The organism is Arenimonas composti TR7-09 = DSM 18010, from assembly GCF_000426365.1.
Lineage (GTDB): Bacteria > Pseudomonadota > Gammaproteobacteria > Xanthomonadales > Xanthomonadaceae > Arenimonas > Arenimonas composti.
Genome location: NZ_AUFF01000017.1, coordinates 1 through 11,240, shown reverse-complemented (window position 1 = coordinate 11,240; position 11,240 = coordinate 1). Strand labels below are relative to the sequence as shown.

Annotated in this window: 11 protein-coding genes and 1 pseudogene; 11 read left to right on the top strand and 1 reads right to left on the bottom strand. The window is 61.4% G+C overall.

Annotated features, from left to right (window positions below):
• The 7 genes and pseudogenes from K311_RS17875 to K311_RS18505 form a co-directional block, all read left to right on the top strand.
• The coding region (locus K311_RS17875) for an RHS repeat-associated core domain-containing protein (protein ID WP_161627322.1) at window positions 1-1,236 on the top strand (1,236 nt) is incomplete at its 5' end.
• A 194-nt stretch (window positions 1,237-1,430) separates the two neighbouring features.
• On the top strand, window positions 1,431-1,703 hold the full coding sequence (locus K311_RS18655) for a hypothetical protein (protein ID WP_026817708.1): 273 nt from the start codon (window positions 1,431-1,433) through the stop codon (window positions 1,701-1,703).
• A 76-nt stretch (window positions 1,704-1,779) separates the two neighbouring features.
• A pseudogene (locus K311_RS17020) lies at window positions 1,780-2,718 on the top strand (IS5 family transposase); the annotation flags it as partial.
• 195 nt (window positions 2,719-2,913) lie between these two features.
• Entirely contained in the window at window positions 2,914-3,228 is a 315-nt protein-coding gene (locus K311_RS18520) for a hypothetical protein (protein ID WP_154659573.1), read from the top strand.
• On the top strand, window positions 3,110-4,174 hold the full coding sequence (locus K311_RS18930) for an RHS repeat-associated core domain-containing protein (RefSeq protein ID WP_081683461.1): 1,065 nt from the start codon (window positions 3,110-3,112) through the stop codon (window positions 4,172-4,174). The genes K311_RS18520 and K311_RS18930 overlap by 119 nt, the downstream gene beginning before the upstream one ends.
• 277 nt (window positions 4,175-4,451) lie before the next feature.
• On the top strand, window positions 4,452-4,793 hold the full coding sequence (locus tag K311_RS18510) for a hypothetical protein (protein WP_154659571.1): 342 nt from the start codon (window positions 4,452-4,454) through the stop codon (window positions 4,791-4,793).
• 220 nt (window positions 4,794-5,013) lie between these two features.
• Entirely contained in the window at window positions 5,014-5,613 is a 600-nt protein-coding gene (locus K311_RS18505; protein ID WP_154659570.1) for a hypothetical protein, read from the top strand.
• 931 nt (window positions 5,614-6,544) lie between these two features.
• Here K311_RS18505 and K311_RS0113230 read toward each other — a convergent pair.
• Window positions 6,545-8,650, bottom strand: a complete 2,106-nt coding sequence (locus tag K311_RS0113230) for a M13 family metallopeptidase (RefSeq protein WP_026817706.1) — start codon at window positions 8,648-8,650, stop codon at window positions 6,545-6,547.
• A 212-nt stretch (window positions 8,651-8,862) separates the two neighbouring features.
• On the opposite strand from K311_RS0113230, the gene K311_RS0113225 reads away from it, so the two are divergent.
• The 4 genes from K311_RS0113225 (at window position 8,863) to K311_RS18495 (ending at window position 10,492) form a co-directional block, all read left to right on the top strand.
• Window positions 8,863-9,111, top strand: coding sequence for a type II toxin -antitoxin system TacA 1-like antitoxin (locus K311_RS0113225; protein ID WP_026817705.1), 249 nt, complete (start codon window positions 8,863-8,865; stop codon window positions 9,109-9,111).
• 40 nt (window positions 9,112-9,151) lie between these two features.
• Window positions 9,152-9,541, top strand: a complete 390-nt coding sequence (locus tag K311_RS0113220; protein ID WP_245570667.1) for a type II toxin-antitoxin system VapC family toxin — start codon at window positions 9,152-9,154, stop codon at window positions 9,539-9,541.
• A gap of 203 nt (window positions 9,542-9,744) precedes the next feature.
• The gene (locus K311_RS18650; RefSeq protein ID WP_043818196.1) at window positions 9,745-10,149 is read left to right on the top strand and encodes a hypothetical protein; all 405 of its coding nucleotides are present in this window, start codon (window positions 9,745-9,747) and stop codon (window positions 10,147-10,149) included.
• Window positions 10,139-10,492, top strand: a complete 354-nt coding sequence (locus tag K311_RS18495; RefSeq protein ID WP_154659568.1) for a hypothetical protein — start codon at window positions 10,139-10,141, stop codon at window positions 10,490-10,492. The genes K311_RS18650 and K311_RS18495 overlap by 11 nt, the downstream gene beginning before the upstream one ends.
• The last annotated feature ends 748 nt before the right edge of the window (window positions 10,493-11,240 follow it).

Sequence of the window (11,240 nt, the reverse complement as noted above, 5' to 3'; positions counted from 1 at the left end):
CGCCTCAGCGAAATCCAGGATCCGCTGGGGACGACGCTGTTCACGCTGTCCTATGACAGCAGGGGCAACCAGACCCGGCGCACGATCAACGGCCTGCACGACAACTACACGTTCGACAAGGCCAATCGCCTGACCGCGACATCGATCCGCGAGAACGGCGTATCGGTCGTCAGCAGCTACCTGTACGACGGACTGGGAAGGCGCGTACGCGAGACGCGCGGGCAGGCGACGTACTCGGGTTACAACCAGGCCGGGCAACTGCTGCACCAGCGCGACCTGAAGCCGGCGACCGACGTCGACCACACCTACATCTACCTCGGCGGCAGCCTGGTGGCGAAGCGCACGATCCCGGTCGGCGGCGGCACGGCGGTGATCGAGTACCAGCACACCGATGCGCTGGGCTCGCCCATCGCCACCACGAACGACACCGGCACTGCGGTCAGCTACAACAGGCAGACCGCCTACGGCGAGCCGGCGGACGGATCATGGGAGAACGGGCCGGGGTTCACCGGCCACGTCGTGGATGCGGGGTCACGGCTCGTGTACATGCAGCAGCGCTACTACGATCCGGCAATAGGTCGCTTCATCTCAGCCGATCCAATCTATACCGAAATGACAAGCGGCGGGTTCTTCTCGCGGTACAACTACAGTGGAAGCAACCCACTCAAGTTTAAGGATCCTGACGGTCGCGCAGTCAAGTGTGTCGGCGGCGTCTGCACGATGACCGCGGATACATTCGATCCGCAGAAGTCTAACGGCAAGACGTTAGACGTGACACCTGAAATGCGGGAAGGAGCGGAGAAGTCAAAGCACAGGACTAGGTCCGATGGAAACCGCGAGTTGTCTCATTATCTTGTCCAGACAGATTCAGGAGAGGTCAGGGCGTATTACCCGACAAATGCCGAAACAAGAGTCAGAAGGGCGCGAGGCGGAACAGTAGTGGGAACAGACAGGCCAGAAGGCGCTGTGGCGATTGTCCACGGGCACAATGAGCGTGGTGAGCGGAAATCCGACGGGTTCGTTGACAAGCCCGAATTGAACGAAGGCTACGGCGATACTGAGGGGCTTCTATACGATCTGCCAGTAGCGACGATCTACAGAGGTCAGGTCGCGTGGCACACGATTAGAGGAGGCCAGCTAGTTTTTGAGTTTCCTGAGGGGTCGGCCACCCCCACTCAGATTGACCAGCTCCAGATAAATCTCAACAATCAGCAGTTACTTTTCCAAGACCCATGAACGCGACTAGAGGCTCTGCGATGTTTCTGGCTGCAATGTTTGCAGTGGCATGTGCGCAACTTCCCTCAGGCGAGAGAGCGTACCTGCCGTCGGAGTTGAACGCGAATCCCACAGCCTTCGATGGCCGGCCCGTACGAGTCCTGGGTTTGGTCAGGGCATCTGACCATGGCCATTCGATCTACGAATCGCTGGCAATGGAGGAAGAGTTCATGCGGCGATGGAACAATGGCGACTTCGATCCGAAGGCGTTCGCGGGATACTGTTTGACGATAATCAATCCCGAGATCTTGATCGTCAATCCGGAGGTCTTCGATCGCCAGACAATGGAACTATCGGGCACCTTCTACGCTGAGTACCTTGCGAAGGGCGACTACGATTTCGGAGCGTGCCACGCCAGGACCGGGCTGCTCATTGATGAGCAAGAGATCGCGGCGAGATTCCCAGGTATTGAAGTTCCCGCGGACTAAGGAAGGTCTGAACAACTCCAGGAAAGCGGTTTGATCGATAACCGGTAGCGCGGTGCCTCTCTGTGATCCATCTGCATCATCTCAAGGTCGGTCAAATTCGCATCGAAGGCGCATTTTCAGTCCGCTTTTGCTTCAGCTGTTCTACTCGCTGCGCAGCGAGCGGATGCTGATGGAGCAGCTGCGCTACAACCTGCTGTTCCGTTGGTTCGTCGGCCTCGCGATCGACGACGCAGTCTGGGACCACTCGGTGTTCTCGAAGAATCGTGACCGCCTGAACGAGGAAGCGGTTGCCGCCGAGTTCCTGAAGGAAGTGGTCCGGCTCGCGCAGCAGAAGAACCTGATGTCGGACGAGCACTTCTCGGTCGACGGCACGCTTCTGCAGGCGTGGGCCTCGCAGAAGAGCTTTCGGTCGAAGGACGAGCCGCCGGACAGGAAGGGTGGCCTGCGCAACGCGCCGCCTGATTTCAAGGGAGAAGAGCGCCGGAACGACACCCACGAATCGAAGTCGGATCCCGATTCGCGGCTGTTCCGCAAAGGCAACACCGGCGCCCAGCTCAGCTACCAGGGGCACGTGCTGATGGAGCATCGCAACGGACTGGTGCGTGCCGCCTGCGTCAGTCGCGCGACCGGGCATGGTGAGCGCGAGTCGGCGCTGTCGCTGCTCAAGTCCTTGAAGGGCAATAAGCGACGAACGGTGGCGGCGGACAAGGCCTACGACACGGCGGACTTCGTCGCCGCGTGCCGCAAGGTCGGTGTCACGCCGCATGTGGCGCAGAACGACAGCAACCGCCGCAGCGCGATCGACGGCCGCACGACGCGGCACGCCGGTTACGACAAGAGCCTGAAGATCCGCGCCTGGATCGAAACCCACTTCGGCTGGATCAAGTCGGCGGCCGGGTTGCGCCAGGTCAAGCAGCGCGGTCTGGTTCGCGTCGACGCCCTCTTCCAGTTCGCGATGGCGGCGAGCAACCTCGTCAGATTGCCGAAGTTGATCGCCGCTGGAGCGAGTGCGTGAGCGCGCTGACGGGCGAGTTGCGCCTGAAATGCGCGAAATGGTGTTCCGAAACGCTGATCGAGGTCGTCGGAGCCCGCGAAACCCCTTGAAAATGGGTGTTCCGGCGCGGTTTCACTCGCCTCGGTGCGAAATTCAACAGGCTGCTAGGGCTATTGTCGAAATCCTCCAGTCTCATTCTGAGTAAAGGGGGTGGTTATGCAGATCTTCTTAAGTCAAGTTACATTCGATTCCGACCTGCAGCTGCTTGCGGTGATCGGATCAGCAGCCACACTCCTGGCCGGCGTGAAGTTCGTTGTTTGGCGCGTGAGGAATCGTCGTGGCCTGAAGTGGCGATTTCTGGATGGTTCGCTGCAGGATGTGCCGCACTTTCAGCGAAGGGACTGGGTATTGATTGCCGCAACAATCCTACTGGCAATCGCATTCTTTTCCGTGGCGGTCTTCGAGGTCCGAGCCGAGAGAGATTCTGCGACAAGGGATACGGTCGAACCGACTAAATCCCGTTCCGATTGAGAACGCCACTGATCAGTTCTGTCCGGTTGACGGACTCGGGCACAACCAGGTCTGGGAAATCGCTGTACCAGCGCGACCTGAAGCCGGCGACCGACGTCGACCACACCTACATCTACCTCGGCGGCAGCCTGGTCGCGAAGCGCACGGTCCCGGTCGGCGGCGGTACGGCGGTGATCGAGTACCAGCACACCGATGCGCTCGGCTCGCCGATCGCGGTGACGAACCACAACGGCACCGCGGTCAGCTACAACCGGCAGACGGCCTACGGCGAGCCGGCGGATCATGGGAGAGCGGGCCGGGGTTCACCGGGCATGTCGTGGATGCGGGGTCACGGCTCGTGTACATGCAGCAGCGCTATTACGACCCCACGATCGGAAGGTTTCTGTCAGTCGACCCGGTTACGACAAACGCGACTAACGGGGACAGTTTTTCTCGCTTTCACTATGGAGGGAATAATCCCCATCGTTACGTCGATCCGGACGGGCGCCTTCCCATAGTCCCTGCGATTGTTCTGGCCAGAATGGGGTTAGGCGCTACAGTCGGAGCAGCCGTGGAAGTCGGATGGCAGATGGGAATTGATGAGAAAGACTGGAATGAGATCGACTGGATGGACGTCAAGATCTCTGCTGGGATCGGTGCCCTGGTTCCGGGCTACGGCAGTTTCGCTTTCCGCGGAATAGGTGCAAGGAACGTCATTACCTATAGTCGGCGTGCTGTCGGTCACCTAAGATCCCAATCGGCGAGAACTGTGGCGAAAGTGAGAAAGTTCGCACGCGCGATCGGGCGTCATCAACAACGGATTGCCAGCGAAGGCCTTCAGGTGCTTCGGACTGGTGTCTTGGCGACATCAGGAGGGGCGTTGAATCGCGTACTCCAGCGAGCTAATGATCAGGGTGAGGAAAAGTCTGCATCGAGTGCTCCGCGTGAGGAAAGGCGGAAAGAGTGATGGAGAATGGAATTTACGCCCTCCGGATTTGCATCTGGATCGCGACGATCTATCTCGTCTCGGGTCCACTCCGAAAGCTTCGCGTGTCTCATGGAGAAGACGTCTACCTTTGGACATCACTAGGAGTATTGGCTGTCGGCTTTACTGCCGGATTTCTGCTCGCAGTTCTTGTCAGAAAGATCTGGAAAAGGTAGGTGGCGGTTCACCGTTTGATCGCACCGCAGCGGCACCGTCGACCATACGAAGATTTTCCGACCCGTACCGGGAGAGGGTAATGATGGCGATTACCGACACCGGAGAGACTGACCTGAAGAAGCATTTCATCCCGATGGAAGAGAACAACAACCGCGACACACTCGGGATGAGCTCTCAAGGGCCAGTGACCATTCCCGGCCGGGTTGTTGCGATGGGGCATCCACATCCGAGCAGTGGCGCGAGTGTTCGGCCGATGCCCGACGATGCAGCGTACGTGGAGCAGGGATATCCAATGTACGTCTACATGGGAAAACGGGTTGGAGTGCTTGAGTCATCGGGAGGGACGTTTCATTTCCGGATGGTCAAGGGAACGTTGACCGTAGATGAAGTGAAACTCGTCGTCGAAGGCCTTGATGATCTCTAAAGTCTTGCCATTGGTGCTTTTTGCGGGAGCAGGTTGTGCATCGCAACCTGCTGATCAGCCGCATTCCTCAATTCCGCTTGAGATCGCGATTGCCGAAGGTGAGGAGGCAATAGGTACTCCGATAGTAGACACTGCGTATCTTGTAATGTCATTTCATGACATCAAAGCCTGTGTCGATTCGACGGAGTCGAGATGTATGCGAACGAGACCAACGAAAGGCATGCGTGCCAAGCTGGAGGCTTACAATCGTGTCGAAGTTCGCTTCCAAGGTCACATCGAATTGGCGCCGAGCATGCCGATTCAGGTCTGTGGGGACGGATGCCTACGCCCACTCATTGTCATTGACGAGGCCGAAGACGCGCTGAGCATTTTGACTCGTACCAGGATGGGCCTCGAACATCGGCAGAACCCCGTGATCGACACGTTCAGACCGCCGGATCAATCGGGCGCCTTGGAGTTGCGCGCATTGGGGGTCGGATTCTTTACCGGGACTCTCCCTCTCCTCGACGTGTGGACTGAAAACCCCACGAAAGCCGGGTTCGACAGATTGGAATGGTTGACCAAAATCATCCGTACACGAAGTGATGATCTCGGGACCTTGGACGTTGAGGTTGATGTTGATGTTGCGATTATCGACCCGTCCATTGCCGGTGAAGGAAGGGCTGTTGTCTGCATTTGTAGACGCGAAGAATGCCCGATTGATTCGATTCAGCAGAACGTCATGGATCAATCAGTAAGAGATTCATCTTACTGTTTACCTGCGGTTCGCGGCGCGGCTGGTTGGCGACTCGACACGGCATTCCTTGAAGCATTCCAGTAGGGCAGGCCACCTTTCATTACACGTCTTCAGCTCCTCTCGACGCCTTCCCCCGTCTTTGCGATCGCTGCGACGCGCGTCCGCCGCAGACACTCGCCGACCGCCGGTCCCTCGAGGCCTGCGGCGAGCGCGTCGGCAGCGGTCACGGCGCAGGCGGCGTGCATCGCCAGCAGCAGCGGGCGCGACGGGTACCCGGCTGTCAAACGACACCCAGGGAGAGGCTGAGCGAACCTCCTACTCTGACGAAGATGGATCAGTGAAGGTCTGTGGGCCGACGAGTACGCAAACATGTCCGTGACCGCGAGATGGTTGGCAGCGACGATGATTGCATTGGGTGCGAATGCGAGCCCTGGTCCTGGGGCTCAGATAGCGGATCGGGTTCGCGACGAAGCGGGTCGAGTGGAGTTCATTGAGTTGCGTTACTTTATGAACTCGCATGGGCCGAGCGTCGTCGAAGCGTCCGTCCAGGAGCCAGGCGTCTTGATTCGAAGAAGATGTGGCGGTGATTGCGCCGCAGCTCTTGAGCGCGTTCTTTAGCATCTTGCCAATGCCTTGCCGACGCGATGCACCGGGGAGAAGGTAGATGCGATCCTGGAGGTCGGACGCTACCGGATGGTTTATCTCCACTCTGGTCGCGAGATTCGAATCGGCGAGCAATGCATGTTCAATGGGGAAAGTGTCGAGAAGATTGTCAAGGATGCCGACTTCATTTTCGGGTGACTAGGTCGTTCCAGTGATGATTCCGCAGTTTCCGACGGCTTGTGCTCATAGACGCGTCCCGGGGCCGTGAATCGCCCCGGGGCCTCTGGACATCTGGTCGTGCCGGCCGCCGCGGATCGGTATCTACACTCCGGGCTCGAGCCCACGGCCAGGAGCGCGACACTCGGGGGCGTCCGTCGCGCGCCACCTCGCGGCGCGCGACGCCCCGATCAGGTCACCAGATCCGCACCCGGTTCTCCCCATCCCGCACCATCCGGTCGCCGGTCTTGCAGCCGAACGCGGTCGCGAAGGCCTCGAGGTTCGACGGCGCGCCGATCGCGCGGAACATGCCCGGCGAGTGCGGCCCGACGGTGATCTGCTGGCGCAGCTGGGCATCGGTGAAGGCGATGCGCCACACCGTCGCCCAGTTCATGAAGAAGCGCTGGTCCTGGCTGTAACCGTCGAGCATCGGATCCTGGAAACCGTCGCCCTGCGCCGCCTTCATCGCCGCGTACGACACGGTGACGCCGCCGAGGTCGGCGATGTTCTCGCCCAGGCCCAGGCGGCCGTTGACGAACAGGCCCGGCAGCGCCTCGTAGCCGCTGTACTGGTCGGCGAGCAGGGTCGCGGCGGCCTCGAACTTCGCGCGGTCCTCGTCGGTCCACCAGTCGGCCATGTTGCCGGCGGCGTCGAACTTGCTGCCCTGGTCGTCGAAGCCGTGCAGCATCTCGTGGCCGATCACCGCGCCGATGCCGCCGTAGTTCAGCGCGTCGTCGGCATTCGGGTCGAAGAACGGTGGCTGCAGGATCGCCGCCGGGAACACGATTTCGTTGGCGGTGGCGCGGTAATAGGCGTTCACCGTCTGCGGGCTCATGCCCCATTCGCTGCGGTCGACCGGCTTGCCGATCTTGTCGAGCATGAAGCGGGTATTGAAGCGCGCCGCCGCCATCGCGTTGCCGGCGTAACCGGCCGCCGGGTCGATGCTCAGACCGCTCCAGTCGCGCCACTTGTCCGGGTAACCCACCTTCGGGGTGAACGACGACCACTTCTCGAGCGCGCGCGCCTTCGTCTCGTCGCTCATCCAGTCGAGGTTCTCCAGCCGCGACTTCAGCGCCGTCATCAGGTTGCCGACCAGTTCCTCCATCTTCGCCTTCGACTCCGGCGGGAACGCCTGCGCGACGTAGATCTGCCCGAAGCCTTCGCCCATCGCGCCGTTGAGCGCGCCGAGCACGCGCTTCCAGCGCTCCTGCATCTGCTCCTGGCCGGCGAGCTGCTTGCGGTAGAACTCGAAGTTCGCCTGTTCGAACGCGGCCGGCAGGTACGCCGCGGCGCCGTCGATCTGGCGGAAGCGCAGCCACGTCTGCCAGGTCTCGAGCGGCACGTCGGCCAGCATCGCGTCGAACTCCTTGAAGAAACCCGGCGTGGCCAGCGAGAACTTCTCCGGCGCGTCGACGTCGAGCGCGGCGAAGAACTGCGTCCACGAGAAGTTGGGCGTCTCCGCGTCGGCCTCGGCGAGCGTGACCGGGCGGTAGCGCTTCGCCGGGTCGCGCATCTCGACGCGGCCCAGCGAGGCCTTCGCCAGCCGCGTCTCGAAATCGAGCACCTGCTGCGCCTGTGCCTTCGCGTCCTCCGGCGAGGCGCCGGCCAGCGTCAGCATCTTCTCGACGTAGGCGAGGAAGCCGGCGCGGGCGGCGATGTAGTCCTCGCGGTCTTCCAGGTAGTAGGCGCGCTCGGGCAGCGACAGCCCGCCCTGGATCGCGTAGGCGATGTTGGTCGTGGAGTCGTCGTAGTCGGCCATCGCGAAGAAGCCGAACAGCGGGCCGCGGCCCTCGGCGTAGGCGCGGCCCAGCCACGCCGGGAGGTCGGCGGTCGACTGCAGCGCGGCGATCGAATCGAGTTCGGCCTGGATCGGCGCGAGGCCCGCGGCCTCGATCGCGGCCTCGTCCATGCCGGCGGCGAAGAAGTCGCCGACCTTCTGCTCCATCGTGCCGGCGGCCCAGTCGCCCGCGGCGGCGGCGCGCGCCAGTTCGTGCTGCACCTGCAGCGAACGCTCGCCGAGCGCGGCGAACGCGCCCCACGTCGTGCGGTCGGCCGGCACCGGGTTGGCGGCGAGCCAGCGCGAATTGACGAAGCCGTTGAAGTCGTCGCAGGCATCGATCGCCGGGTCGAGGTCGGCGGCGGAGAACGCGATCGGCTGCTGCGCGACCTTCGCCAGGTCGATCCGCAGCGCGGCAGGTTGCGCGGCGGCGCTGGACGCGTCCGGGTCGGCCGCGTCCTGGCAGGCGGAGAGGGCGAGGGCAGTCGCGAGCGACAGCGCGAGTGGCGTGAGACGAAGCGTCATCTGGGGCATCCCGATCGGAAGTGGGCCCCGAGGGTAGGGGGTTTCAGCGGGAGGCGGGTAGGTCGGAGGTCATGGCGCCAGTAAGGAGGAACGAGAAACGAGGAACGAGCAACGAGAGAGGGGGCGGCTTCGGGTCGTCGCGTCGCAGGTCGACGTCGGGTCTTTGACCGGGTTTCGTCGGTACGGTACGGTGCCGTACAAGGAGGACCGCCATGACCGCCATCGCCGACCGTCTCGACCTGCGCCTGAGCGTCGAGGACAAGAACCGCCTGCGTCGCGCTGCCGAACTGCACGGCCTGCCGGTGGCCACCTTCGTGCGCGAAGCCGCCCTGCGCGAAGCCGAGAGCACCATCGCCCACCCGCCCAAGGCCCGTCGCGGCAGCCTGGCCACGCGCCTGCGCGGCCGCGCGACGGCGCGGATGGGCACCGACGAGATCATGAAGCTGACCCGTGGCGACTGATGCCCCCGCCGCGAGGTCGCCTGCGGGCAGGCGCGTGCTGGTGGACGCCAACGTCCTGCTGGACGTGCTGACGGACGATCCGGACTGGTACGAATGGTCGGCGGCGCAGCTGGATGCCTGCGCCGGCGGGAGCGAACTGTGCATCAACCCGATCGTCTACGCGGAGGTTTCGGTCGGATTCGAGCGTATCGAGGAGCTCGACGCCGCCCTGCCGGCCGATGCGTTCACCCGGCTGGAGCTGCCGTGGGAGGCCGGGTTCCTGGCCGGCAAGGTGTTCCTCCACTACCGCCGCGCCCGGGGTGCGCGGACGTCGCCACTGCCGGACTTCTACATCGGCGCCCATGCCGCGATCGAAGGCATGGCGCTGCTGACGCGGGATGCGAAACGCTACCGCACGTACTATCCGAAGCTTGAACTCATCTGCCCGTAACCCGGGCCATCCCAGCCGATGCCGCATCGGCACGATCCACCAGGGGACTGCAATGCCGGAGCTGTACTTCAAGGGTAAAGAATTCGGCGCTTCAGACCAGATCAGTGGATTGGTCAGACGCCTTCCGGCGTTCCAGTAGTCGGATATGAGAAGCCAAAGCTGACCATTTACCCTTTCTCTCCTATACATTCGCCTACGAAGCCATGAAATTAGTTGCGGATTTCCGAAGAGTTCAGATCTCCAAGACGTCAGACTCCGAAGTGTTCTTTCAGCAGGCCTGTATCGTCGATGATGAAGGTCGAATCTTGACCGCGTTTGATGATTTGACCTCCGCCTTGGAGATTGATTTCCAAAGGCCCGAATTTGTCGATCTCTTTCTTGATGCTATCGACAAGGCATTGGATAGGACACGCGTGTGGCAGGGAAACTGTTTTTCCATAGAGGCCGACTCTAATTTCCTTTACATTGAGAACTGCGACCAAGAGACTTTTTCCGGGCCGTTCAAGATCACGGGGGTGGTCGAGTTGATGAAGGTATGGAGAGAGTTCTTAAGGACATCGCGTCCTTTGGAACACGCCATAAGATCTGATGATCTAGTTGTCAAGTAATACAGCTACAGCCGCGCCTTCGCCTACATCTGCGAGGTTCATCATCCAGCGCAAGGACACTTACTGGGATGACGACGCCGACCAGTGGCTGCAGGGCCGCGAGGAAACCGGGCCGAAGCTGCAGGACATCGCCCCGCACCTGATCAGCCAAGCCGACTTGGACGCGCTGGGCCGCAACACCATCAACGGCGTGCGCGGGCGCGGGGTACGACCTGCGCGACAACTACCTCATCACCTATGCAGCCGGCGAGCAGGTTGCTACCAAGGCCAGGCCAGGAAGCTCAACGTGCTCGGCCAGCTCACCAGCTTCAGCAACACGACGATGGGCCGCGGCACGGTGTGAATCGATAAGTGGCCTCAGTAGTTTGAACAACTGAGGCCGGTCCGATAAGTGGTCGCCTGTCGGTCAAGCTGCTACCAGCCCTTTGGAAACTCCTTTTGAATCGAGAACCGCCTGTCTGAGCCACGTCACAGAATGCCGCCGCGCTCCAGGTCCCGGATGATATTTCCCGCCATCTCACGAGTGGTGTGTAAGCGTCCGGTGACATCACCTTCCTGACCCAGCCCCCTTCATGTTCCGCTTCGCGCCCGACGTGATCAGGAGCATGCGATGGCGGACAAACGAGCGGTTTGGACGAAGCGGATCAACGCCTGGGAGCGTAGCGGCCTTTCCCTATAACTTCGTCGACCCGGACGGGAGGAGGTTCGAAACAGTTGACGGGACCCCACCGGACTTCCTCGGAAACGTTGCGAAGGCGTTTAGACATCTCGACTCCCATGGGCGAGGAGGAAGTGTCGGATACGTTCACGGAAGGTCGGAGGTGATCAGGATCGTCCCTGCGGAAGATCGTACTGACGTTACCCGGAATCGCTTCGACGCGAGGACGAACACGATCTACTGGGCCGACAAAGCCGGACTAGGGAAGGTCTGAACAACTCCAGGAAAGCGGTTTGATCGACAACCGGTAGCGCGGTGACTCTCTGTGATCAATCCGCATCACCGCAAAGCCGGTCAAATTCGCATCGAAAGCTGATTTCCAGCCCGATTTCGCGTCATTCCTGCTCGATTACGCATACTTCGGGCGCAACTT

Coding starts and splice junctions, on each gene's coding strand:
- K311_RS0113225 (WP_026817705.1), top strand. CDS start 8,863: ATGACCGCCATCGCCGACCGTCTCGACCTGCGCCTGAGCGTCGAGGAC.
- K311_RS18650 (WP_043818196.1), top strand. CDS start 9,745: ATGAAATTAGTTGCGGATTTCCGAAGAGTTCAGATCTCCAAGACGTCA.
- K311_RS18520 (WP_154659573.1), top strand. CDS start 2,914: ATGCAGATCTTCTTAAGTCAAGTTACATTCGATTCCGACCTGCAGCTG.
- K311_RS18505 (WP_154659570.1), top strand. CDS start 5,014: ATGCGTGCCAAGCTGGAGGCTTACAATCGTGTCGAAGTTCGCTTCCAA.
- K311_RS18655 (WP_026817708.1), top strand. CDS start 1,431: ATGGAGGAAGAGTTCATGCGGCGATGGAACAATGGCGACTTCGATCCG.
- K311_RS18510 (WP_154659571.1), top strand. CDS start 4,452: ATGGCGATTACCGACACCGGAGAGACTGACCTGAAGAAGCATTTCATC.
- K311_RS0113230 (WP_026817706.1), bottom strand. CDS start 8,650: ATGACGCTTCGTCTCACGCCACTCGCGCTGTCGCTCGCGACTGCCCTC.